Annotated in this window: 22 protein-coding genes; 15 read left to right on the top strand and 7 right to left on the bottom strand. The window is 65.7% G+C overall.

From position 1 onward, the window contains the following. Positions 1-2: 2 nt before the first annotated feature. Positions 3-1,919 (top strand): potassium transporter Kup, encoded by a 1,917-nt coding sequence (locus CFB35_RS09020; RefSeq protein ID WP_059585318.1) that lies wholly within the window; start codon positions 3-5, stop codon positions 1,917-1,919. Positions 1,920-2,034: 115 nt separating this feature from the next. Here the strand turns inward: CFB35_RS09020 and CFB35_RS09015 are convergent, their stop codons facing one another. Next, positions 2,035-4,359, bottom strand: coding sequence for a Tex family protein (locus tag CFB35_RS09015; RefSeq protein WP_059585319.1), 2,325 nt, complete (start codon positions 4,357-4,359; stop codon positions 2,035-2,037). Between the two features lie 163 nt (positions 4,360-4,522). On the opposite strand from CFB35_RS09015, the gene CFB35_RS09010 reads away from it, so the two are divergent. The 3 genes from CFB35_RS09010 to CFB35_RS09000 all read left to right on the top strand — a co-directional run bounded on the left by CFB35_RS09010 (position 4,523) and on the right by CFB35_RS09000 (position 7,857). Beyond that, on the top strand, positions 4,523-5,260 hold the full coding sequence (locus CFB35_RS09010; protein ID WP_059585320.1) for a hypothetical protein: 738 nt from the start codon (positions 4,523-4,525) through the stop codon (positions 5,258-5,260). 76 nt (positions 5,261-5,336) lie between these two features. Further along, the gene (locus tag CFB35_RS09005) at positions 5,337-5,552 is read left to right on the top strand and encodes a YdcH family protein (RefSeq protein WP_006478692.1); all 216 of its coding nucleotides are present in this window, start codon (positions 5,337-5,339) and stop codon (positions 5,550-5,552) included. Positions 5,553-5,607: 55 nt separating this feature from the next. Continuing rightward, positions 5,608-7,857: an ATP-dependent DNA helicase gene (locus CFB35_RS09000; protein ID WP_089464805.1), complete on the top strand. Its 2,250-nt coding sequence runs from the start codon at positions 5,608-5,610 to the stop codon at positions 7,855-7,857. A gap of 122 nt (positions 7,858-7,979) precedes the next feature. Here CFB35_RS09000 and CFB35_RS08995 read toward each other — a convergent pair whose 3' ends face one another. Continuing rightward, positions 7,980-8,804 carry an outer membrane protein assembly factor BamD gene (locus CFB35_RS08995; RefSeq protein WP_046545840.1) on the bottom strand — a complete coding sequence of 275 codons (825 nt, stop codon included), beginning with the start codon at positions 8,802-8,804 and terminating at the stop codon, positions 7,980-7,982. 41 nt (positions 8,805-8,845) lie between these two features. Between CFB35_RS08995 and CFB35_RS08990 the strand changes: the two genes are divergently transcribed. From CFB35_RS08990 to phaR, 6 genes are all read left to right on the top strand, one after another. After that, positions 8,846-10,051 carry an RluA family pseudouridine synthase gene (locus tag CFB35_RS08990; protein ID WP_089464804.1) on the top strand — a complete coding sequence of 402 codons (1,206 nt, stop codon included), beginning with the start codon at positions 8,846-8,848 and terminating at the stop codon, positions 10,049-10,051. Between the two features lie 6 nt (positions 10,052-10,057). Then, entirely contained in the window at positions 10,058-10,897 is an 840-nt protein-coding gene (gene pgeF, locus CFB35_RS08985) for a peptidoglycan editing factor PgeF (protein WP_089464987.1), read from the top strand. Positions 10,898-11,253: 356 nt separating this feature from the next. Next, entirely contained in the window at positions 11,254-13,116 is a 1,863-nt protein-coding gene (phaC, locus tag CFB35_RS08980; protein ID WP_089464803.1) for a class I poly(R)-hydroxyalkanoic acid synthase, read from the top strand. A 99-nt stretch (positions 13,117-13,215) separates the two neighbouring features. Next, complete coding sequence (locus CFB35_RS08975) at positions 13,216-14,397, top strand: acetyl-CoA C-acetyltransferase (RefSeq protein WP_089464802.1); 1,182 nt, start codon at positions 13,216-13,218, stop codon at positions 14,395-14,397. A gap of 162 nt (positions 14,398-14,559) precedes the next feature. Beyond that, complete coding sequence (locus CFB35_RS08970; protein ID WP_059583517.1) at positions 14,560-15,300, top strand: 3-ketoacyl-ACP reductase; 741 nt, start codon at positions 14,560-14,562, stop codon at positions 15,298-15,300. Between the two features lie 118 nt (positions 15,301-15,418). After that, positions 15,419-15,985, top strand: coding sequence for a polyhydroxyalkanoate synthesis repressor PhaR (gene phaR / locus CFB35_RS08965; RefSeq protein WP_006485265.1), 567 nt, complete (start codon positions 15,419-15,421; stop codon positions 15,983-15,985). Positions 15,986-16,217: 232 nt separating this feature from the next. Here the strand turns inward: phaR and CFB35_RS08960 are convergent, their stop codons facing one another. The 4 genes from CFB35_RS08960 to CFB35_RS08950 all read right to left on the bottom strand — a co-directional run bounded on the left by CFB35_RS08960 (position 16,218) and on the right by CFB35_RS08950 (position 18,536). Continuing rightward, entirely contained in the window at positions 16,218-16,493 is a 276-nt protein-coding gene (locus CFB35_RS08960) for a hypothetical protein (protein ID WP_081059350.1), read from the bottom strand. A gap of 283 nt (positions 16,494-16,776) precedes the next feature. Then, entirely contained in the window at positions 16,777-16,971 is a 195-nt protein-coding gene (locus CFB35_RS34220) for a hypothetical protein (RefSeq protein ID WP_143328706.1), read from the bottom strand. 355 nt (positions 16,972-17,326) lie between these two features. Continuing rightward, positions 17,327-17,581, bottom strand: a complete 255-nt coding sequence (locus CFB35_RS08955; protein ID WP_059583515.1) for a hypothetical protein — start codon at positions 17,579-17,581, stop codon at positions 17,327-17,329. A gap of 376 nt (positions 17,582-17,957) precedes the next feature. Beyond that, positions 17,958-18,536 (bottom strand): inclusion body family protein, encoded by a 579-nt coding sequence (locus CFB35_RS08950; RefSeq protein WP_059583513.1) that lies wholly within the window; start codon positions 18,534-18,536, stop codon positions 17,958-17,960. A 73-nt stretch (positions 18,537-18,609) separates the two neighbouring features. Here CFB35_RS08950 and CFB35_RS34215 point away from each other — a divergent pair, with 73 nt between their 5' ends. The 5 genes from CFB35_RS34215 to CFB35_RS08930 all read left to right on the top strand — a co-directional run bounded on the left by CFB35_RS34215 (position 18,610) and on the right by CFB35_RS08930 (position 23,317). Then, complete coding sequence (locus CFB35_RS34215; RefSeq protein ID WP_143328705.1) at positions 18,610-18,879, top strand: hypothetical protein; 270 nt, start codon at positions 18,610-18,612, stop codon at positions 18,877-18,879. A gap of 189 nt (positions 18,880-19,068) precedes the next feature. Next, on the top strand, positions 19,069-20,430 hold the full coding sequence (rimO, locus tag CFB35_RS08945; protein WP_089464801.1) for a 30S ribosomal protein S12 methylthiotransferase RimO: 1,362 nt from the start codon (positions 19,069-19,071) through the stop codon (positions 20,428-20,430). Positions 20,431-20,433: 3 nt separating this feature from the next. Next, entirely contained in the window at positions 20,434-21,360 is a 927-nt protein-coding gene (locus CFB35_RS08940) for a sugar kinase (RefSeq protein WP_089464800.1), read from the top strand. 119 nt (positions 21,361-21,479) lie between these two features. Next, positions 21,480-22,022, top strand: a complete 543-nt coding sequence (locus CFB35_RS08935) for a hypothetical protein (RefSeq protein ID WP_089464799.1) — start codon at positions 21,480-21,482, stop codon at positions 22,020-22,022. Between the two features lie 113 nt (positions 22,023-22,135). After that, positions 22,136-23,317 (top strand): cystathionine beta-lyase, encoded by a 1,182-nt coding sequence (locus CFB35_RS08930; RefSeq protein WP_089464798.1) that lies wholly within the window; start codon positions 22,136-22,138, stop codon positions 23,315-23,317. Positions 23,318-23,404: 87 nt separating this feature from the next. On the opposite strand, the gene serB is transcribed toward CFB35_RS08930, so the two are convergent. Continuing rightward, positions 23,405-24,250: a phosphoserine phosphatase SerB gene (gene serB, locus CFB35_RS08925; protein WP_059583505.1), complete on the bottom strand. Its 846-nt coding sequence runs from the start codon at positions 24,248-24,250 to the stop codon at positions 23,405-23,407. Positions 24,251-24,366: the final 116 nt, after the last annotated feature.

Below are 24,366 nucleotides of genomic sequence, written 5' to 3'. Positions count from 1 at the left end.
ATATGAACGACACGACTCACGCGACCGACGCCGCACACGCGCCGCATTCGACGCAACAACATTCGATGCGGGCGCTAGCGATAGCAGCCATCGGCGTCGTGTTCGGCGACATCGGCACCAGCCCGCTGTATTCGCTCAAGGAGGCGTTCAGCCCCGCACACGGGATTCCGCTGACCGAAGGATCGATTCTCGGCGTGATCTCGCTGCTGTTCTGGGCCATCGTGCTGGTGGTCGGCGTCAAATACCTGCTGTTCGTGATGCGCGCCGACAACAACGGCGAAGGCGGCGTGCTCGCGCTGATGGCGCTGTCGCTGCGGCCGCTCGATTCCAAAACCCGTGTCGCGGGCGCGCTGATGGCACTCGGGATATTCGGCGCGTGCATGTTCTACGGGGACGCGGTGATCACGCCGGCGATCTCCGTGATGTCGGCCGTCGAAGGTCTCGAGATCGCGACGCCGCACCTGTCCCATCTCGTGCTGCCGATCACGATCGTGATCCTGATCGCGCTGTTCTGGATCCAGCGGCACGGCACCGCGCTGGTCGGCAAGCTGTTCGGCCCGATCATGGTGCTGTGGTTCGTCGTGATCGCGGCGCTCGGTGTGTACCACATCGTTCGCGTGCCGGGCATCATCGCGGCAATCAATCCGTATTACGCGGCGTCGTTCATGGCCGACCACCTGCTGCAGGCCTACGTCGTGCTCGGCTCGGTCGTGCTGGTGCTGACCGGCGCGGAAGCGCTCTATGCGGACATGGGCCACTTCGGCGCCAAGCCGATCCGCTACGCCGCGTACGGGCTCGTGATGCCGTCGCTCGTGCTGAACTATTTCGGCCAGGGCGCGCTGCTGATCCAGAATCCGAAAGCGATCGAGAATCCGTTCTTCCTGCTGGCGCCCGAATGGGGGCTGCTGCCGCTCGTCGTGCTGTCGACGGTCGCGACCGTGATCGCGTCGCAGGCCGTGATCTCGGGCGCGTATTCGCTGACGTCGCAGGCGATCCAGCTCGGTTACGTGCCGCGCATGAAGGTGCTGCATACGTCCGAGCTCGCGATCGGTCAGATCTACGTGCCGGTCGTGAACTGGCTGCTGCTGTTCGTGATCCTCTGTATCGTCGTCGGTTTCAAGAGTTCGGACAATCTCGCGGCTGCGTACGGTATCGCGGTGACGGCGACGATGGTGATCACGACCGTGCTCGCGTGCGTCGTGATGGTGAAGGTGTGGAACTGGAACCGGCTGCTGGTGGGCGCGATCATCGCCGTGTTCCTCGCGATCGACCTCGGCTTTTTCGGCGCGAACCTGCTGAAGGTCGCGCAGGGCGGCTGGCTGCCGCTCGGCATCGGCGCGCTGCTGTTCTTCCTGCTGATGACCTGGTACAAGGGGCGCCACATCGTCAAGGAGCGCACGGCGGCCGACGGTATTCCGCTGGAGCCGTTCCTGCAGGGGCTGCTCGCGCATCCGCCGCATCGCGTGTCGGGCACCGCGATCTACCTGACCGGCAACGACAAGCTCGTGCCAGTCAGCCTGCTGCACAACCTGAAGCACAACAAGGTGCTGCACGAGCGAACCATTTTCCTGACGTTCGTCACGCGCGATTTTCCTTACGTGCGCGACGACAAGCGCCTGAGCTCACGCGATGCCGGCGGCGGGCTGTACATCGTCAAGGCCGAGTACGGCTTCAACGAGACGCCGGACGTGAAGGCCGTGCTCGAGGAATTCGGCCGCTCGCACGACATGACGTTCGAATTGATGGATACGTCGTTCTTCCTCGCGCGCGAAACGGTCGTGCCGACGCATCTGCCGGGGATGTCGATCTGGCGCGAGCGCGTGTTCGCGTGGATGCATCAGAACGCCGCGAAGCCGACCGACTTCTTTTCGATTCCGGCGAACCGCGTCGTCGAGCTCGGCACGAAGATCGAGATCTGACCGGTGCGGTGGGGCCGCGCATGCGGCCCATGCCGGCCAGGCTGCGCGTTTCGCCGAAGCAATAAAAAACCCGCCGGAAGGCGGGTTTTTTATTGCTTCGGGCGCCTTCGCGCGCTCAGCGCTTGAGCTTCGCGAATGCCGCGGCCATCGCGCCTGCCGGTTCCGGCTCGCGCGAACGCTGCGGGCGAGCGGCACCGCGCCCCGCGTTGCCGCGATCCTGGCCGCCGCGCGACGACATGCCGGGCGCTGCCGCGTCGTCGTCGAGGCGCATCGTCAGCGCAATGCGCTGGCGTTTCACGTCGACGTCGAGCACCTTCACCTTGACGACCTGGCCGGCCTTCACGACTTCGTGCGGGTCCTTGATGAACTTCGTCGACATCGCCGACACGTGCACGAGGCCGTCCTGGTGCACGCCGATATCCACGAACGCGCCGAACGCGGCGACGTTCGTCACGACGCCTTCGAGCGTCATGCCCGGCACGAGATCCGATACCTTCTCGACGCCTTCGCGGAACGTGGCCGTCTTGAATTCCGGACGCGGATCGCGACCCGGCTTTTCCAGTTCGGCCAGGATGTCGCGCACGGTCGGCAGGCCGAAACGTTCGTCAACAAATTCCATCGGAGACAGGCCCGACAGCGCTTCGCGGTTGCCGAGCACGTCGTCGATGCGCTTGTTGATCTTCGCGAGCATCCGTTCGACGACCGGATATGCTTCCGGGTGCACCGACGAGCGGTCGAGCGGATTCTCGCCGCCGTTGATGCGCAGGAAGCCGGCGGCTTGCTCGAAGGTCTTGTCGCCCAGGCGCGGCACCTTGCGCAGGTGCTCGCGCGACGGGAACGGGCCGTTCGCATCGCGGTAGTCGACGATGTTGCGCGCGAGCGTCGCGTTCAGGCCCGACACGCGGGCGAGCAGCGGGACGGACGCCGTGTTCGCGTCGACGCCGACCGCGTTCACGCAATCCTCGACGACCGCGTCGAGCGAGCGGGCGAGTTCGCGCTGGTTCACGTCGTGCTGGTACTGGCCGACGCCGATCGCCTTCGGCTCGATCTTCACGAGCTCGGCGAGCGGGTCCTGCAGGCGGCGGGCGATCGACACGGCGCCGCGCAGCGACACGTCGAGCTCCGGGAATTCCTTCGCGGCGAGCTCGGACGCCGAGTAGACCGACGCGCCGGCTTCCGACACGACGATCTTCTGCAACCGCAGTTCGGGGTGCTTCGCGATCAATTCGCTCGCGAGCTTGTCGGTTTCGCGGGACGCGGTGCCGTTGCCGATGCTGATCAGTTCGGCCTGCGTCTGCGCGGCGATGCGCGCGAGTTTCGCGATCGAGCCGTCCCAGTCGCGGCGCGGTTCGTGCGGGTAGATCGTGTCGGTCGCGAGCAGCTTGCCGGTGCGGTCGACCACGGCGACCTTCACGCCCGTGCGCAGGCCGGGGTCGAGACCGATCACCGCCTTCGGGCCGGCCGGCGCGGCCAGCAGCAGGTCGTTGAGGTTGCGGGCGAACACGCGGATCGCCTCGGTTTCGGCCGTTTCGCGCAACTGCGTGAGCAGTTCGTTTTCGATGTGCGGCTGCACCTTCACGCGCCAGCACCAGCGGCAGACGTCGGACAGCCATTTGTCGGCCGGGCGATTCTGGTTCGCGATCCCGAAATGGCGCGCGATCATCGCCTCGCCCGGGTGCGGCACCTGCGCGTCGAGCTCCTCGCCGAGGCCGAGCTTGATCGTCAGCACGCCGGCGTTGCGGCCGCGGAACAGCGCGAGCGCGCGGTGCGACGGCACGGTCTTGATCGTTTCCGCGTAGTCGTAATAGTCGCGGAATTTCTCGCCTTCCTCGTTTTCCTTGCCCTCGACGACGGCCGACGACACCACGCCCTGGTTGTGCAGGTAGTCGCGCAGCTTGCCGAGCAGCTCCGCCGTCTCGCCGAATTGCTCGGACAGGATGTCGCGCGCGCCGTCGAGCGCGGCCTTCACGTCGGCGACGCCCTTGTCGGCGTCGACGTACGCGGCCGCCTCCGCCTGCGGGTCGAGCAGCGGGTTCGCGAGCAGCGCGTGCGCGAGCGGCTCGAGGCCGGCTTCGCGGGCGATCTGCGCGCGCGTGCGGCGCTTCGGCTTGTACGGCAGATAAAGGTCTTCGAGCACCTGCTTGCTGTCGGCCGCGTCGATCGCGGCGCGCAGTTCGTCGGTCAGCTTGCCCTGTTCGTCGATGCTCGACAGGATCGCGGCGCGGCGATCCTCGAGCTCGCGCAGGTACAGGAGGCGTTCCTCGAGCTGGCGCAGCTGCGTGTCGTCCAGGTTGCCGGTCACTTCCTTGCGGTACCGGGCAATGAACGGAACGGTCGAGCCTTCGTCGAGGAGTTGCACGGCCGCCGCGACCTGGCGCGGCTGGACGGACAGTTCGGTGGCGATGCGCTGTACGATCTTGAGTGCTACGGTTTCCGTCATGTCGTGGATGGTCTGTCTGCCTGCTGAAATCGCGGCGCGGGCCGGCAGGCCCGCAGCGGCGGACTGCACGGCGGGCCCGCCGGGGCAAGGCCGCGGGTGAATGGAGCGGGGCATTTTGCCATAAATGGCGGAGCGTCCAGCCGGGGGTGATAGAATTTGACACATGTCCCGCAGCTTTCCTACGACGTTGCCAACTTCCCGTATTTCTCTCGTCGCGCTCGGCGCAGCGCTCGCCGCGGCTTTGTCTGCCGGGGCTTCCGGCGCATTCGCGCAGGCCTCGGACGCCGCCGCGTCCGCGCCCGTTGCCGCCTCCGCCGCCCCGGATTTCGACGCCCGTCAAAAAGTGCTCAATCAGCGCTCCGCGGAAAACGATTATCGTTATGCGGTGGCGGAGCACGATTGCTACAGCAAATTCTTCGTCAATCACTGTCTCGGCAAGGCGCGCGACCGGATGCGCGAGGAGCGGGCGAGCATCCGCCAGGAGCAGCTCGCGCTCAACGACGAGCAGCGCGCTGTGCGGGCGCAGCAGCGCGACCAGCAGCAGGCGCTGAAGCAGGCGCAGAACGCGGCGGAAGCGCCGCAGCGGGCGGCGAACGACGCGGCGAACGCGGCTGCATTCCGCGACAAGCAGGAGCAGAATGCACTGAAGCAGGCGCAGCGCGGCGCGGAAGGGCCGCAACGCGCGGCGAGCAAGCAGGCATACGACCAGAAGCAGGCGGATTTCCAGCGCAAGCTCGACCAGGCGCACCAGCAGGCGGCGCAGAAGGCGCAGGAGCGGGCGGACAACGCCGCGCGCTACGAGCAGAAGCAGAAGGAAGCCGCGCAGCACAAGGCCGATGTCGAGCGGCGTCAGCAGGAAGCGGCCGAGAAGGCCAGGCAGCAGCAACAGCAGGGGCAGTAACGTGTTGAATTGATCGGGATCAGTCTCGGGCGCGTCGGCACGCCAGCCGTCGCGCTGCTTCGATGAGGAGGCAACTATGCAAAACCGTCACACGGAACAGCAGCAGGAATTGCACAACCGTTTGGCTGCATTGCAGGAGCAGCACCAGCAGCTCGCTCGGGAGATCGAGCTGAAGGAAGGACACTCCGACATCGACGACATCACGCTGCACCGCCTGAAGAAGGAAAAGCTGGCGGCCAAGGACAAAATCATTTTGCTGCAATCGCAGCTCGAACCGGATAAGCGCGCCTGAGCGCGGCCTGGCAAGCGCCGGCGCCGCCCGGGCGCTGGACACAGGAACGCTTGCCTTGAATTCACCGCTTGAAGCCACCCCCGATGCCCGGCGTGACACGACGTCCGCCGGGCGCGCTCGTGCGCCCGAAGGCACTTTCGAGCTGAGCCGCAAGCGCGTCGACGAACTCGACACGATCTTCGGCGAAGGCGGATTGCTGGCGCGTGCGCTCGACGGTTACCGGCCGCGTACGTCGCAGATCGAGATGGCGCGGGCGGTCGCGTCCGCGATGGAGGCATCCGCACGCCGGATGCCGGAGCCCGAGATCTTCGAAACCCGCAAGCGGCCGGCGCGCCGCTTGGGCGAGGCCGACAAGACGGCCGCGCCGACCGCGGACGACGCCGCGGCCGCAGAATCCGACCACGACGCAGGCGACAACACGCTGATCGTCGAGGCCGGCACGGGTACCGGCAAGACCTACGCGTATCTGGTACCCGCGATGCTGTGGGGCGGCAAGGTGATCGTGTCGACCGGCACGAAGCACCTGCAGGACCAATTGTTCCTGCGCGACATCCCGACCGTGCGCAACGCGCTCGCGGTGCCGGTGTCGGTCGCGATGCTCAAGGGCCGCGCCAACTACCTGTGCCACTACTACCTGCAACGCACGGCCGACAACGGCCGGCTGCCGTCGCGGCAGGACACGGCCTATCTGCAGGAAATCGTCCGCTTCGCGAAAATCACGAAGAGCGGCGACAAGGCCGAACTCGCGAGCGTGCCCGAAAACGCGCCCGTGTGGTCGATGGTCACGTCGACGCGCGACAACTGCCTCGGCCAGGAATGCCCGCACTACAAGGAATGCTTCGTGATGCAGGCGCGGCGCGAGGCCCAGCAGGCCGACATCGTCGTCGTCAACCATCACCTGTTCTTCGCGGACATCATGCTGCGCGACACGGGGATGGCCGAACTGCTGCCGAACGCGAACACGATCATCTTCGACGAAGCGCACCAGTTGCCGGAGACGGCGACGCTGTTCTTCGGCGAGACGCTGTCGACGACGCAGATTCTCGAGCTGGCGCGCGACACCGTGGCCGAAGGCCTGAGCCACGCGCGCGACGCGGTCGAGTGGGTGAAGCTCGGCGGCGATCTCGAGCGCGCGGCGCGCGACTTGCGCCTCGCGTTCGCGAACGACCAGATCGTGCGCATGTCGCTCGCGCAACTTGGCGACGATCACCCGATGTTCGGTGCGCTCGACGCGCTCGACGTCGCGCTCGATGCGCTCGCATCGGCGCTCGCGAGCCAGGCCGAGCGCGCGGAATCGCTCGGTGCGTGCCTGCGCCGCGCCCGCGAGCTGCAGGACCTGCTGGCCGGCTGGATCGCGCCCGGCGCGGCGGAAGCGGCCGCGCAGGCCGATGCGGCAGCCGCCGGCGACAACGCGGCATCCGCCGGCGATCCGAACGAGAAGGTGCGCTGGGTCGAGGTGTTCGCGCATACCGTGCAACTGCACGAAACGCCGCTGTCGGTCGCGCCGATTTTCGCGAAACAGCGTGCGGGCGTGCCGCGCGCATGGGTGTTCACGTCGGCCACGCTGTCGGTGCGCGGCGATTTCACGCACTACGCGGCGCAGATGGGCCTGAGCTCGCGCCGTTCGATGACGCTCGCCAGCCCGTTCGATTACCAGTCGCAGGGGCTGCTGTACGTGCCGCGCAACCTGCCGCAGCCGTCTTCGCCCGCGTTCACCGATGCCGTGTTCGATGCCGCGCTGCCGGCGATCGAGGCGTCCGGCGGCGGCGTGTTCATGCTGTGCACGACGCTGCGCGCGGTCGACCGGATCGCATCGAAGCTGCGCGACGTGATCGAATCGCGCGGCTGGAACACGCCGCTGCTCGTGCAGGGCGACGCAAGCCGCACCGAGCTGCTCGACCGCTTTCGCGCCTACGGCAATGCGATCCTGGTCGGCAGCCAGAGTTTCTGGGAAGGCGTGGACGTGCGCGGCGATGCGTTGTCGCTGGTCGTGATCGACAAGCTGCCGTTCGCGCCGCCGGACGATCCGGTGCTGGCCGCGCGGCTCGATGCGTTGACGAAGAAGGGGTTGAGCCCGTTTGCGGTGCATCAATTGCCGCAGGCCGTGATCACGCTGAAGCAGGGCGCGGGCCGGCTGATTCGTGCCGAGACGGATCGCGGCGTGCTGATGATCTGCGATACGCGGCTCGTCGACAAGCCGTACGGGCGCCGGATCTGGCAAAGCCTGCCGCCGTTCAAGCGCACGCGCGAGATCGCGGTCGTCCAGGATTTCTTCGACGAGCACCGCTCGGACAAGCGCGCGTGACCGCATGCGCGGCGCTGGCCGCGCGAACGCACCGGCGCTGCCTGCATGCGGCGCCAATAAAAAACCCGGCTCGTTGGCCGGGTTTTTTGTGTGCGCGCCGGGGTGTTACGTCGCGCCGTGCTTCAGAACTGCCACCACGACTTCTTCGTACCGGGGCGCGAATGGCCCGTCACGTACGGGCTGTCGGGGAACGTGCCCGCGAGCACGCGCTTGGTGTCTTCGGCGAGTTCCGGCTGGTTCAGCTTGCCGTACGACAGGATCATGATGTGCAGCGCATCCTCGATCGCCGGCGCACCCTTGTAGTCCTTGATCGCGAGCTGCGCGCGATTGATGGCCGCGACATACGCGCCGCGGCGGTAGTAGTAGTCGGCCGCATGCACTTCGTGCGACGCGAGCGCGTTGACGATGTAGCGCATCCGCGCGGCCGCATCGGGCGCGTACTTGCTCTTCGGGAAGCGGTCGACGACCACCTTGAACGCATCGTACGATTCGCGCAGCGCCTGCGGATCGCGCTCGCTCATGTCCTGGCCGGAGAACCGCCCGAACAGGCCGAGATCGTCGTTGAAGTGGATCATCCCCTTCAGGTAGTACGCGTACGGGATATCCGGGTGATCGGGGTGGAGCTGGATGAAGCGATCGACGGCCTGGTCGGCCGCTGCCGCTTCGTTGTCCTTCCAGTTGCAGTATGCAACGTTGATCTGCGCCTGCTGCGCGAAATGGCCGAACGGATCGCGGCCCTGCAGCGATTCGAAATATTTCGCGCACTTGCCCCAGTCGCCGCCGGACAGTGCGTCCTGGGCCTCTGAGTATAATTTGTTGTTCGACCAGGTAGCCGTCTCGTCCTGCTTCTGCGGCAAGCCGTGGCAGCCGGCGATGAGGGCCGCGGCCGCTACCGCCGCAGCCCGGGCGGCGACGGTTCTGGCCGTGCGTTTGGTCGAATTCATCATGCTCGCATGTCCTAGCTTCAAGTCTCGGTGACCCAGTCTAAATGACCCGTTCAAGTTCGCAGAATGCCCAGCCGGGCACACCAAATCGCGAAGATTATAGCCCAAGCGATCGGCCCGCCGACGCTGCGTCGGGGGATTCCCTCGATGACGATCTGGCCGGCGACGCCATGCAGCCGCCCGTGGTGCCGTCCGCGGCGGGCGACGACGCGCCGCGCATCGTCGAAGTGCCGCTGTCGCTCGCCGGCGAACGGCTCGACAAGGCGCTCGCCCAACTGTTCCCCGAATTCTCGCGCAGCCGCCTGCAGAGCTGGATCGAGGCACAGCGCGTGCTCGTCGACGGCGCGCCGGCGAAGATCCGCCAGCCGGTGCCGCTCGGCGCGAAGATCGCGCTCGTGCCCGACCTGCTGCCCGAGCAGCTCGCGTTCACGCCTGAGCCCGTGCCGCTCGACGTGATCTACGAGGATGACGCGCTCGTCGTCATCAACAAGCCGGCCGGCCTCGTCGTGCATCCGGCCGCCGGCAACTGGAGCGGCACGATCCTCAACGGTCTGCTGCACCGCTACGGCGACGCGGCGGCCGGCCTGCCGCGGGCAGGGATCGTCCATCGGCTCGACAAGGAAACTTCCGGCCTGATGGTGGTCGCACGCACGCTGGCCGCGCAGACGGACCTCGTACGCCAGTTGCAGGCCCGCACGGTGAAGCGCCGCTATTTCGCGCTCGTGTGGGGCACGATGCCGGAGGAGGGCACGATCGACGCGCCGATCGGCCGCGACCCGCGCGAGCGTACGCGCATGGCCGTCGTCACGGGGGCGTCGGGCAAGCCCGCGCGCACGCATTTCCGCACGGTTGACACATGCCTGTGGCAACGTCAGCCGGTGTCGGCGATTCAGTGCGATCTCGAGACCGGCCGCACGCACCAGATCCGCGTGCATTGCGCGCACGCCGGACACCCGCTGCTCGGCGATCCGGTCTACGGGCATGCGCGCGGCAAGCGTTCGGTCACGCCGCTGCCGGACGGATTCGCACGGCAGGCGCTGCATGCGTGGCGGCTCGGCCTCGTGCATCCGGTCACGGGCAAGGCGATGCAGTGGCGCTGCCCGCTGCCGGACGACATGAACGCGCTCGTCGCGGCGCTCGGCTTCGGGCAGGGCGACGAGGAGTTCGACGACGACGGTGTCTACGACGATGACGATTTCGGCGGCGAGTATCACGACGACGAGCCGTATCTGGACGATGAGGAGGAATGAGTGCCGATGACGAACCTGGCGCCGTTGACGTGGCACGACTGCGTGCAGCCCGACTGGCAGGTGTCGCCGCGCGTGCGTGCGCTGATCACGACGCGCAACGGCGGTGTGAGCGAAGGTCCGTACGGGCGCTGGCACGACGGCGCCGCGCTGCCGGGCGGGATGAATCTCGGCCTGCATACCGGCGACGATCCGGACCATGTCGCCGTCAATCGCGCGCGCGTGCTCGCGCTCGCGGGCCAGTCGAGCGCCGCATGGCTCGAACAGGTTCACGGCGCGCAGATCGTGCAGGCGGACGCGGTGATCGCCGCGGCGCCTGTCGCCACGGCGCCGGTGCAGGCCGACGCGAGCGTCACGGACCAGCCAGGCGCCGTCTGCGTCGTGATGGTGGCCGATTGCCTGCCCGTGCTGCTGTGCGACGCGCAGGGTCGCGCGGTCGGCGCCGCGCATGCGGGCTGGCGCGGGCTCGCGGCCGGCATCGTCGAGCAGACCGCGGCGCGCGTCGCGGCGCTCGCGGGCGGCGCGGCGGACACGCTGCATGCCTATCTCGGGCCGGCGATTGGCCCGCGGGCGTTCGAGGTCGGCGCCGACGTGCGCGATGCGTTTCTCGACACGGCTTCGCAGTCGGAGCATGATGAAACCCGTCATGCGTTCGTCGCGATCGACGGTGCGCCCGGCAAGTTTCTCGCCGATCTCTACGCGCTCGCACGCCTGCGACTCGCGCGTGCGGGGGTGGCGCACGTGAGCGGCGGGACGGCTTGCACGGTCGCCGAACGCACGCGCTTCTATTCGTATCGACGCGACCGCGTGACGGGCCGCATGGCCGCGGCAATCTGGCTCGCCGATTGATCGCACGCGCATGCGCGGGTTTTGTTGCGCCGCGAAATCGGTTTATCTCGATATTGAGGCGGCAATGCGGCGTTGCATGCGCGACTGAATGAAAAATTCCGGCGTCAAGCCAGGAAAAATGTTTTATGTTTCGTCGGAACCCTTGTCCCGTCTGTTGTGCGAGGATTATCTCCGCGCGGAAATGTTCAGTGGTTTGATCGCGCATCACATGGGGAAAACGATAATGATAAAAATACCGCACTGCGGCAGAATCTGGAGACGCCTCTCCAGAGCATGACGGCCCGGCTCGCAGCCGGCACGCCGCGCGCGAGCAGGATTTCACGATTGACGCTCACGAATCACCGGTAAGGCAGGTAATGACAGCATCGAAAAATTCGTCGACGTCCGCGCATGCGGGCACTTCCGCGGGCAGCACCGGTTTCGATCCGGCTGCCCAGCCGATGCAGCAGATGTTCGAGTCGTGGTTGAACGCGTGGCGTGGTTTTGCGGATCCGGCGCGCGCCGCGACGGCGTCGGCCTCCGTCAATCCGTTCGCGACATTCCAGTTCCCGACGTCGTTTCCGTTCCAGATGCCGTCGATGCCCGACCTAGGCGCGATGGCGTCGCCGTTCGCGGGGCTGAAGCTGCCGGTTGCCGCGATTCCGCCCGAACGGCTCCAGGCATTGCAGGCCGACTACGCGCGCGATTGCATGACGCTGATGCAGCAGGCGAGCGCCGCGAAGCTCGAGTCGCCGGAGTTGAAAGACCGCCGCTTCAGCGGCGACGCGTGGAAGGCGTCGCCCGCGCATGCGTTTGCGGCTGCCTGGTATCTGCTCAACGCGCGTTACCTGCAGGAGCTGGCCGACGCGTTGCAGACCGATCCGAAGACGCGCGAGCGCATCCGTTTCACGGTCCAGCAGTGGACGGCCGCCGCCGCGCCGAGCAACTTCCTCGCACTCAATCCCGAAGCACAGAAATCGATCCTCGAAACGCACGGCGAAAGCCTGCGGCAGGGGATGATGAACCTGCTCGGCGATCTGCAGCGCGGCAAGATTTCGCAAACCGACGAATCGCAGTTCGTGGTCGGCAAGAACCTCGGGTGTACCGAAGGCGCGGTCGTGTACGAGAACGACCTGATCCAGCTGATCCAGTACACGCCGAAGACGGACAAGGTGTTCGAGCGGCCGCTGCTGATCGTCCCGCCGTGCATCAACAAGTTCTACATCCTCGACCTGCAGCCCGAGAATTCGCTCGTCGCGCACGCGCTGTCGAACGGCCATCAGGTGTTTCTCGTGTCGTGGCGCAACGCGGATGCGTCGGTCGCGCACAAGACCTGGGACGACTACATGAACGAAGGGCTGCTCGCCGCGATCGACGCGGTGCAGCAGATCAGCGGCCGCGAGCAGATCAACACGCTGGGCTTCTGCGTCGGCGGCACGATGCTCGCGACCGCGCTCGCGGTGCTCGCCGCACGCGGCGAACATCCGGCGGCGTCGATGACGCTGCTCACCGCGATGCTCGACTTCACCGATACGGGCATCCTCGACGTGTTCGTCGACGAGGCGCACGTGCAGATGCGCGAGCAGACCATCGGCGGCAAGAACGGCGCGCAACCGGGGCTGATGCGCGGCGTCGAGTTCGCGAACACGTTCTCGTTCCTGCGGCCGAACGATCTCGTGTGGAACTACGTCGTCGACAACTACCTGAAGGGCCGCACGCCCGCGCCGTTCGACCTGCTGTACTGGAACAGCGATTCGACGAGCCTGCCGGGCCCGATGTACGCGTGGTATCTGCGCCATACCTATCTCGAGAACAAGCTGCGCGAGCCGGGGGCGCTGACCGTGTGCGGGGAATCGGTCGACCTGTCGCTGATCGACGTGCCGACCTTCATCTACGGTTCGCGCGAGGATCACATCGTGCCGTGGCAGACGGCCTACGCATCGACGTCGATCCTCTCGGGCCCGCTGAAGTTCGTGCTTGGCGCGTCGGGGCACATCGCGGGCGTGATCAACCCGCCGGCGAAGAAGAAGCGCAGCTACTGGGTCAACGACGACCTGCCCGAATCCGCGGACGACTGGTTCGCCGCGGCGACCGAGCAGCCGGGAAGCTGGTGGCCGACGTGGGTCGAGTGGCTCGACGTGTACGGCGGCCGCAAGATCGCGCCGCCGGCCCAGCCCGGTTCCGCGCAATTCCCGGTGATCGAGCCGGCGCCCGGGCGCTACGTGTTGCAGCGCGATTGACGAAAACCGGACAGCGGCGCACGCTGTCTGGCGCACCGCAGTTTTTTTAACAGGGCCGGTAACGATGCGCCGTGTCGTGCGGGCCTGGAGGAAAGGGAAATGACGGACGTAGTGATCGTATCGGCCGCGCGGACCGCGGTCGGCAAATTCGGCGGCTCGCTGGCGAAGGTGGCGGCGCCTGAACTGGGCGCGACGGTAATCCGCGCGGTGCTGGAGCGTGCGGGCGTGAAGCCCGAGCAGGTCAGCGAAGTGATCATGGGCCAGGTGCTGACGGCCGGCTCCGGGCAGAACCCGGCGCGGCAGTCGCTGATCAAGGCGGGGCTGCCGAGCGCCGTGCCGGGCATGACGATCAACAAGGTGTGCGGCTCGGGCCTGAAGGCCGTGATGCTGGCGGCGAACGCGATCGTCGCGGGCGACGCGGACATCGTGATCGCGGGCGGCCAGGAGAACATGAGCGCGGCGCCGCACGTGCTGCCGGGCTCGCGCGACGGCTTCCGGATGGGCGACGCGAAGCTGGTCGACACGATGATCGTCGACGGCCTGTGGGATGTGTACAACCAGTACCACATGGGCATCACGGCGGAGAACGTCGCGAAGGAATACGGGATCACGCGCGAGGAGCAGGACGCGTTCGCGGCGCTGTCGCAGAACAAGGCGGAAGCCGCGCAGAAGGCCGGGCGCTTCAACGACGAGATCGTGCCGGTGTCGATCCCGCAACGCAAGGGCGAGCCGCTGCAGTTCGCGACCGACGAATTCGTGCGTCACGGCGTGACGGCCGAATCGCTGGCCGGGCTGAAGCCGGCGTTCGCGAAGGACGGCTCGGTGACGGCGGCGAACGCGTCGGGGCTGAACGACGGCGCGGCGGCGGTGCTGGTGATGTCGGCGCAGAAGGCGGCGGCGCTGGGCCTGACGCCGCTGGCGCGGATCAAGGCGTACGCGAACGCGGGCGTGGATCCGAGCGTGATGGGCATGGGTCCGGTGCCGGCCTCGCGCCGGTGTCTGGAGCGTGCGGGTTGGACGCCGGGCGACCTGGACCTGATGGAGATCAACGAGGCGTTCGCGGCGCAGGCGCTGGCGGTGCACAAGCAGATGGGCTGGGACACGTCGAAGGTGAACGTGAACGGCGGGGCGATCGCGATCGGCCACCCGATCGGCGCGTCGGGCTGCCGGATCCTGGTGACGCTGCTGCACGAGATGGCCAAGCGCGACGCGAAGCGCGGGCTGGCGTCGCTGTGCATCGGCGGCGGGATGGGCGTCGCGCTCGCGGTCGAGCGTCCGTGACCGGCCGTCCGTAACCGGCCGTCCGTAACCGGCCGTCCGTAACCAGCCGTTCGCCATCGGCGAACCGAATCCGTGCGCCGGCCGATTGCGGCTTCGGCCGGCGTCACGTGAAGTCAGAGGGGGCTCCGGCAGCTCTCGAAACCAAAAAATGGAGTGAGATTTATGTCTCAGCGAATTGCGTACGTAACCGGCGGGATGGGCGGCATCGGCACCAGCATTTGCCAGCGTCTGTCGAAGGACGGCTTCAAGGTGGTCGCAGGTTGTGGCCCGAACTCGCCGCGCCGGGTGAAATGGCTCGAGGACCAGAAGGCGCTCGGGTACGACTTCATCGCGTCGGAAGGCAACGTCGGCGACTGGGACTCGACCAAGGCAGCATTCGACAAGGTGAAGGCCGAAGTCGGCGAGATCGACGTGCTGGTCAACAACGCGGGCATCACGCGCGATGTCGTGTTCCGCAAGATGACGCATGAAGACTGGACGGCGGTGATCGACACGAACCTGACGAGCCTGTTCAACGTGACGAAGCAGGTGATCGACGGGATGGTCGAACGTGGCTGGGGCCGCATCATCAACATTTCGTCGGTGAACGGCCAGAAGGGGCAATTCGGTCAGACGAACTACTCGACCGCGAAGGCCGGCATTCACGGCTTCACGATGTCGCTCGCACAGGAAGTCGCGACGAAGGGCGTGACGGTCAACACCGTGTCGCCGGGCTACATCGGTACCGACATGGTGAAGGCGATCCGTCCGGACGTGCTCGAGAAGATCGTCGCGACGATTCCGGTGCGGCGTCTCGGCGGGCCGGAAGAAATCGGTTCGATCGTCGCGTGGCTCGCGTCGAACGATTCCGGTTTCGCGACGGGCGCCGACTTCTCGCTGAACGGCGGCCTGCACATGGGCTGAGCGTCCGGGCCGCGCGGGCGGATGGCCGCGCGGCCGGGCGTTTTCCGAAGGCCCCCGCCTCCCGGATTCGGGCGGCGGGGATTCGTCACTTGCGCTACGCTGCACTCAAAGGCGTTACATGACTACTACAAAGAAGACGGCCGAACGGCTCATCAAGAAGTATCCGAACCGCCGGCTCTACGATACCGAGACAAGCACGTACATTACGCTGACCGACGTGAAGCAGCTCGTGCTGGAGCAGGAGGATTTCAAGGTCGTCGATGCGAAATCCAACGAAGACCTGACGCGCAGCATCCTCCTGCAGATCATCCTCGAAGAGGAAAGCGGTGGCGTGCCGATGTTCTCGTCGTCGATGCTGTCGCAGATCATCCGTTTCTACGGTCATGCGATGCAGGGCATGATGGGCACGTACCTGGAAAAGAACATCCAGGCGTTCATCGACATCCAGAACAAGCTCGCGGATCAATCGAAGAACCTGTACGAAGGCAACGCGATGAATCCGGAAGTCTGGTCGCAGTTCATGAACATGCAGGCGCCGATGATGCAAGGGATGATGACGAGCTACATCGAGCAGTCGAAGAACATGTTCGTGCAGATGCAGGAACAGATGCAGAACCAGGCGAAGTCGATGTTCAGCACGTTCCCGTTCAAGCAGCCGGGAGCGTCGGAACCGGAGAAGAAGTAAGCGGCGATCCGGCGTGGGCGCGCAAAGTGTCGCGCCGGCATCGCGCGGGACGGCAACGGGCCGTTTCGCGGAACGATTGTCCGCACGGTGGCATTGCCCGCGAGTGCATGGGCGTTGTCGTACCGTGGCGCATCAGTGCAAATTAAAAAGGCCGACCGGCAAAGCCCGGTCGGCCGAATATCAGATAAAGCGCTGATTGTAAAAGATGCCGATGGCCGGATTTTCGGCCGGCTTATCGAACCGCGAAGCGGCTTGCCGCCGATCCGTTCGAGCAGTTGTTTCCGTAAATAAAGATATTTCTATTTTCGGAAAATGCCGAGTAGATGATCGGAAAAACTTCCTTGGCGCTGAACGAGTAAATGCCATCGTTGATGGATACGAGGAGATTGCCGCTCGTATCGGTTTCGATCTTGTCGATCTTGCCTGCCTTGCAAAGCGATTCCGCGGAGGCGTATGAGGATGCAGCAAGCATCATGGCCGAAACGAGGGCGGCCGCGAGTTTTCTCATGGTCTTTCCTTGATGAATGGATTGCTTGGTTGTGGTACGGGTAATGCGCGGTTCAGTGTTGCCAGGCTGAATAGGTGTCGAATATATTGGAGATTGATCGGGTGTTGGATGGGGGTGGCGGATTTGGAAATGATTTTTGTGGATTATTGACTATTTCAAAATATTTTTGTGAATTGTGTGTTGTGATGGTTTGCAAAGAATGCGGTGATTGGGTGGTCGTAAAAAATAAATTTATGGATTATTTTGAGTTGTGGTTTTGAGTCGTGGTGTGGTTTGGTGATTTTCATGTGGTTTGTTTTTCTATTTTTATTTTGTTGGTCGGATTTTTTGAATACGATTCATCGACAAACCCGAGGCCAGCGACGAGCGAGCCGCCGTGCCGGCCGATCGGTCGGGCAAGCGCTGATCGCGCTGGCGCGGGCCGCGCATCGGTGCTCGGGAAATAGACGGGCGGCCCGTTGGCGGGCTTCGACGTCAACGGCGACTTCGTACCGGGCGATGCGCGGGGCGCGCACGTTTCGTATGCGCGTTTCGGAACGCTACAGGCGATGGCAGGAAGATTCGCCCGGCGGCGTGCTGCGACGCGCAGGCATGCGATAACGGTGGCGTACAGGCTGGGTGCGTGCGGGGACGGTCGATAGCGATAGTCGCGCGCCTGCGCCGACAACCGGCCGACCGCAACGAGACGTGGCGCTGTGGTCGATCGGCGATGGCGACGATGCGGTCTGGTTCAACCGGTGCTTGATGGCTGCCACGTATCCGGCGCGAGCATCGGAGCGAGTACGGGCCTGCTGCGGCGGATTTTTGGCGATTTCGTCACGGAACTGGATGCGTCAGGATTCCGGATCGAACCCGTGTTCGTCATCCGACGGCGGTAGATCGAGAACGAGCTTGACCGCGCTGTAGTTCGCCTTGAGCGAGAACACGCGGCCGATCACGAGAAACGTCTGCCGGGAGTTTTCGAGCTCGACGAAGTCGCCCGGTTGCGGGACGTGCGCGCCCTGATCATACGAAAAGCTGGTGCTCGTTTGCTCGCCGATGGCTTCCGCCGCGTGCTCGGTGAATTCGATCGTGATGTGCGTGGTCATGCGAACCCCGTTGGGTCGATTGAAAAGGGTGGAGGGTTCGATTTTCGCATAGCGGTCGGCTGGATTCGGGCCGATTTCGGTGCGGCATGTGGCGCCGGTGGCGCGCCATGTCGCCTTTGCAGAAGGTGAAGCAGATCATCAGGCGGTGGCACGCATGAGAGAACAGGGTCGCCAGGAAGCGATGTATCCATGGCGCGTTAGCCGTTGTGCCGGGCAGAATCGCTCAGCGTGCTCGTCGCGCCGCCGCCCGAATGTGGCGCGACGACACGCTGATGAATGGTTGCCGCCTGATCAGCGGTGTCGAGCGTGACGGTCCCTGACAGGCGTGCCCACTCGACCGAAGCGAGCACGTGTCACGCAACGCGCACGCTTCGGCTCACAGCGCCAAGGTGGTGATCGTCGGATCCCATTCGTAGTAGCTATGGAACTTTTGCGTTTCCCCATCGGGCGCGAGCGTATACAACGCAAACCGGATCCAGAAACTCTCCGTTCCATTTCCAATGACGCGCGTGTCGAAGAGCGAGAACGACCTCGGGACATGAATCGCATCAAGGCCGTCCTTCGTCTCCGGATTGGGCTCCGCGGCCCGCGCCAACGTATAGCCGCGGTGGGTCAGCCCGATTCCCGGGCGCAAATCCAATACGTTATCGCCGCTCTGATGGACAAGATCGTAGACAATGACGGCGTAGCGTGAATTGGTGTGAATCGTGGTTCCGGTAAAATTGACGGAATCGAACTTTTTTGCATAGAACTTGATATTCCATGCCCCTTGGTTTTCGGATGGGCGATAGGGGTCGTCGCACAGCAGGTACTGGTGATTGTGCCCGACCTGGACGGGGCGGCTTTTGTCGGACGACACTTTCCCATTCGCTTCTTCTATTACTTTTTCTGCATTAATAACCGAGAGTAACGTGATTTCCTGAATGCTGGCGTCAACGCTGGGTCCCTTGTACATTTCATTTCCTCGGTAAGTAGATGGTTCGCATTCCTGGTAGGCGCATATAAGGCCGTGTTCCTGGATTTGCGGCGTGCTGTTCGATGCTCACGCACGACAAACCGTACATGCTGGAAAACAGTCGATCCATTACAGCCAATTACGCGCGGACGGCATCGAAACGCAGCGCAATTTCGAGAAGTCGAGGCGTCCCGATATTTCGACACATCGCCTTGTCGGCATAAACGGGAATGGCACCATCAGGAGCCGTGGTGTCGTGAAGATCTGGCCGAAGGTTTCGACCTCGCGCCAGCGCGCCCGGGGCCGGATAAAGCCCGCAATTCCGGCTTTCTGTCCCCATTAACACGCTTTGCCCGCGCCGTGAGGGGCGGGGGATGCGGACCGTCCGCCCCCCGACGCGATCGTCAATGACCGGCACGGAGCCGACGAGCACCCGGCATGGGCGCGCGCCGGCTAGCGCTGCGGGATTTTGCCTCGCCGTCCCTAAACGGCTGTAAACTCACGCTTTTGCCGCCACGCCCCCACACCCCAGATGTCTCAGTCCCCCAAAGTAGGCTTTGTCAGCCTCGGCTGCCCGAAAGCGCTCGTCGATTCCGAACAGATCATCACGCAACTGCGCGCCGAAGGTTATGAAATCTCCGGCAGCTACGACGGCGCCGACCTCGTCGTCGTGAACACCTGCGGCTTCATCGACGAAGCCGTGCAGGAAAGCCTCGACGCGATCGGCGAAGCGCTGACCGAAAACGGCAAGGTGATCGTCACCGGCTGCCTCGGCGCGAAGTCGAGCGCAAGCGGCTCGAACCTGATCGAGGAAGTCCACCCGAAGGTGCTCGCCGTCACCGGCCCGCACGCGGTGGGCGAAGTGATGCAGGCCGTGCATTCGCACCTGCCGAAGCCGCACGACCCGTTCGTCGACCTCGTGCCCGCGGCCGGCATCAAGCTCACGCCGCGTCACTACGCATACCTGAAGATCTCCGAAGGGTGCAACCACCGCTGCACGTTCTGCATCATCCCGTCGATGCGCGGCGACCTCGTCTCGCGCCCGGTCGCCGAAGTGATGCTCGAAGCCGAGAACCTGTTCAAGTCGGGCGTGAAGGAACTGCTCGTGATCTCGCAGGACACGAGCGCATACGGCGTCGACGTGAAGTACCGCACGGGCTTCTGGAACGGCAAGCCGATCAAGACGCGCATGACCGACCTGGTCGGCGCGCTCGGCGAGCTCGCCGCGCAGTACGGCGCATGGGTGCGCCTGCACTACGTGTATCCGTATCCGAGCGTCGACGAAGTGATTCCGCTGATGGCCGAAGGCCCGTTCAAGGGCCACGTGCTGCCGTATCTCGACGTACCGTTCCAGCACGCGCACCCGGACGTGCTGAAGCGCATGAAGCGTCCGGCGAACGCGGAGAAGGTGCTCGAGCGCGTGCAGAAGTGGCGCGAGATCTGCCCGGACCTGACGATCCGCAGCACGTTCATCGCGGGCTTCCCCGGCGAGACGGAAGCGCAGTTCGAAACGCTGCTCGACTTCATCCGCGAAGCGGAACTCGATCGCGTCGGCTGTTTCGCGTATTCGCCGGTCGAAGGCGCGACCGCGAACGACCTCGATGGCGCGCTGCCGGACGAAGTCCGCGAGGAACGCCGCGCACGCTTCATGGAAGTCGCCGAGGAAGTATCGGCGAACCGCATGCAGCGCAAGGTCGGCAAGACGCTCAAGGTGCTGATCGATGAGGTGAGCGCAGAAGGCGGCATCGGCCGCACGGCAGCCGACGCGCCGGAAATCGACGGCGTCGTCTACGTCGAGCCGGCGGCGAAGGCATCGAAGCGCTACAAGGTCGGCGATTTCGTGTCCGTGAAGATCACGGGCGCCGACGGGCACGATCTGTGGGGCGAGGTGTAAGCGATGGCCGCCGCATTCCCGGAGATTCTCGCGCTCGGCGAGGCGATGATCGAATTCAACCAGTCGCAGCCGGGGCGTCCTGAATTCCTGCAGGGCTTCGGCGGCGATACGTCGAACTTCTGCATCGCGGCGGCGCGCCAGGGCGCGTCGACGGGCTTCGTGTCGGCGATCGGCGACGATCCGTTCGGCCGCCTGCTGGCCGACATGTGGGCGTCGGAACGCGTCGACACGACGTACGTGCGGATCGACCGTTCGGCGCCGACCGGCGTGTATTTCGTCACGCACGGCGCCGACGGCCATCAGTTCGACTATCTGCGCGCGGGGTCGGCGGCGAGTCGCTATGTAGCGGCCGATCTGCCGCTCGACGCGCTCGCGGCCGCGAAGGCCGTGCATTTGTCGGGCATCAGTCTTGCGATCAGCACGGCCGCGTGCGACGCGGCATTCGCGGCGATCGATCATGCGCGCAGCAACGGCGCGCAGGTCAGCTTCGACACGAACCTGCGGCTGAAGCTGTGGCCGCTGCCGCGTGCCCGCGCGGTGATGCGCGAGGCGCTGCGGCAGACGGACATCTGCCTGCCGAGCTGGGACGACGTCACGGCGCTCACGGGCGCGAACGATCGCGACGCGATCGTCGACGCGATGCTCGAACACGGGCCGCGGGTCGTCGCACTGAAGCTCGGCAAGGAAGGCGCGTATGTCGCGACGCCGAACGAGCGGCGCGTCGTGCCGGGCTTCGCGGTCGAGGCCGTCGACGCGACCGGCGCGGGCGACTGCTTCGGCGGCGCGTTCGTCGCGCGGATCGTCGCGGGCGACGATCCGTTCGCGGCCGCGCGCTATGCCAACGCGGCGGCGGCGCTGTCGACGACCGGTTACGGCGCGGTCGCGCCGATTCCGCACCGCGATGCGGTGGAACGCCTGATGCAGGGCTGACGCGAAACGCGCACGCCGGCGCATTGGCCGCGCCGGTTCGCGCGGCCACGCAGGAACCGGGTCTCGACCCGGCACGGTCCGCGGTTGTCGGGCGAATCTGAAGCAAGGAGCAACACAACGTGGGTCGATATTCGGAATGGCAACGGGCGCTCGTCGTCGCGGGTGCGCTGGCAGTAGGCGTCGCGATGCCGACGGTGGTCGCGGCGCAGGCGGTCGCACCGGGCGTGCAGCAGGATGAACCGGCGCCGGCGCGGCCGCTGAAGCCGAATCCCGAGTTCGCCCGCCTGCCGCGCTACGAAGGCACGCTCGGCGATCGGCCGATCGTCGTGCATCTCGGCCCGAAGACGGACGAGGAAGGCGTGCACGGCGAATACCAGTTCGCCGACACGGGCGAGGTCGTGCTGCTCGCCGGCGATCGCGACGGCGATACGCTCGAGATCGAGGAGTCGAACGACGGCACGAACATCACCGGCGTGTGGATCGGCCGCTTCGACGCGACGGGCGACCTGAAGGCCGACCGGATGAATTCGGACGAATCGGATCCGCAGCCGGTCGTGCTGCGTCTGGCGCCGGGCAAGCGCGCGGCGCTGCAGGTGCGCGACGGCCGCGTGAACGAAATCGAGACGGTGGGCGGCATCGTCAACCTGCGTACCGACGACTGAGCGCGTGCTGGCTCGGTGTGCGCGGCGCGCATTGTACCGGGCCAAGCGTACCGATTTTGGCTAATCTAGCGACATATTCCGCAACCGAACGGCCTCGTGCCCGGCTCCCCGTCATGACTGCATCCACTCCCAAGCGCGCACTGCAAACCCGTATCGTTCAACCCGACGACGTCATTCCGGAAGGCTTCCGTTCGTTCGTGCCGCCGGTCGCGCGCGCGTCGACGGTCGTGTTCCCCGATCTCGCGACGATGCGCGCGCTGGTCTGGCACGACGACAACCAGTGGCGCTACGGGCTGCACGCGACGCCGACGTCGCTCGCGCTCGCGCAGCGGCTCGCCGAGATCGAAGGCGGCACGCACGCGCTGCTGCAGCCGTCGGGTCTCGCGGCGATCATGAACGTCTACTTCGGGATCGTGAAAGCGGGCGACGACGTGCTGATTCCGCATAACGTGTACGGCCCGAACGCCGATTTCGGCAACTGGCTCGCGAAGGATTTCGGCCTGACCGTGCGCTTCTACGATCCGCTGATCGGCGCCGGCATTGCCGGGCTGATCCAGCCGAACACGCGACTGATCTGGCTCGAGGCGCCCGGCTCGGTGACGATGGAAGTGCCCGACGTGCAGGCGATCACGGCGGCCGCGAAAGCGCGCGGCGTACTCACCGCGATCGACAACACCTTTTCGGCGGGGCTCGCGTTCAAGCCGTTCGAGCACGGCGTCGACATTTCGGTGCAGGCGCTGACCAAGTATCAGTCGGGCGGCAGCGACGTGCTGATGGGCGCGACGATCACCGCGAACGCGGAACTGCACGCGAAGCTGAAGCTCGCGCGGATGCGCTGCGGGATCGGCGTGTCGGTCGACGATTGCTCGCTCGTGCTGCGCAGCCTGCCGAGCATGCAGGTGCGCTTCGACGCGCACGGCAAGAGCGCGCTCTCCCTCGCGCAATGGCTGAAGACTCGACCGGAGATCGCGGCGGTGCTGCATCCGCAGATCGCCGACTGTCCGGGGCATGCGTCGTTCATGCGTGATTTCACGGGCGCGGGCGGGCTGTTCTCGGTGGTGTTCGACGCGCGCTACAGCGCGGAGCAGGTCGACGGTTTCGTCGAGTCGCTCGAGCTGTTCGCAATCGGCTGGAGCTGGGGCGGCGCGTGCAGCCTCGCGATGCCTTACGACGTCGCGTCGATGCGTCCGGACTGGCCGCATCGCGGCACGCTGGTGCGTTTCTACGTGGGTCTGGAAGACGAAGCCGACCTGCGCGCCGACATCGAGCGGGCGATGCAGGCCACTCTCGGCTGATCGCACGCCGGCAACGTCCGGCACAAAAACAAAACGCCGGCGCGATGCGATATCGCGGCGGCGTTTTTCATTGACGGTGCCGCGGGATCAGAACAGTCGCAGCAGCCCGTCGAGGCCGACATGGTCGAATGCGACGGTGGCGGCATCGCGCACGACGGGCTTCGCGTGGAACGCGACCGACAGCCCGGCTTCGGCCATCATCTTCAGGTCGTTCGAGCCGTCGCCCATCGCGATCGCGCGGCTCGGCTCGAGGCCGAGCGATGCGCACGTCTCGCGCAGCAGACGCGCCTTCACGTCCGCGTTGACGATTTCGCCGAGCACCTTGCCGGTGAGCTTGCCGTCGACGATCTCGAGCGTGTTCGCATGCGCGTAGTCGAGGCCGAGGCGGGCTTTCAGCCGCTCGGTGAAGAACGTGAAGCCGCCCGACACGAGCAGCGTCTTCAGGCCGGCGGCCTTCACGCCGGCCAGCATCGTCTCGGCGCCCGGTGACAGTTGCAGCCGTTCCTCGTACACGCGCTCGAGCGCGTGCGCGTCGAGCCCGGCCAGCAGCGCGACACGGCGCGTGAGGCTTTCGTTGAAGTCGCGGATCTCGCCGCGCATCGCCGCTTCGGTGATCTCCGCGACCTGCGTTTTCAGCCCGCAGAAATCGGCGATCTCGTCGATGCACTCGATCGTGATCAGCGTCGAATCCATGTCCATCACCGCGAGCCCGAAATCGCCGAGCGTGCGGCCGGCCTCGACGAAGCCGAAGTCGAGCGCATGCGTGCCGCAGTACGCGTCGATGTCGAGGCGTTGCGCGGGGTTCGCGTTTTCGATGCGCAGCGCGTGATCGTCGGTCTGCACGACGCGGGTGCCGCGCGACAGCGCGAGCAGCGGTTTGTGATGGGCGTCCGACAGCGGCGCAAGACTCTGGATGACGAGATTGTGGGTCATGACGAGTGGTTGGAAGGCGAATGAATGACGTGCGCGGCCCGCGGGCGGCCGCCTGCGAACGCGGGCCCCGTGCGGCTGCGGGCCGTTGCGTCGCGAACGCGCCATTGTAGCCGGTT

The organism is Burkholderia sp. AU16482 (assembly GCF_002223285.1).
Classification (GTDB): domain Bacteria; phylum Pseudomonadota; class Gammaproteobacteria; order Burkholderiales; family Burkholderiaceae; genus Burkholderia; species Burkholderia semiarida.
Note: the sequence above shows the minus strand (reverse complement) of the source record. Positions and strands in the feature narration are given on the sequence as shown.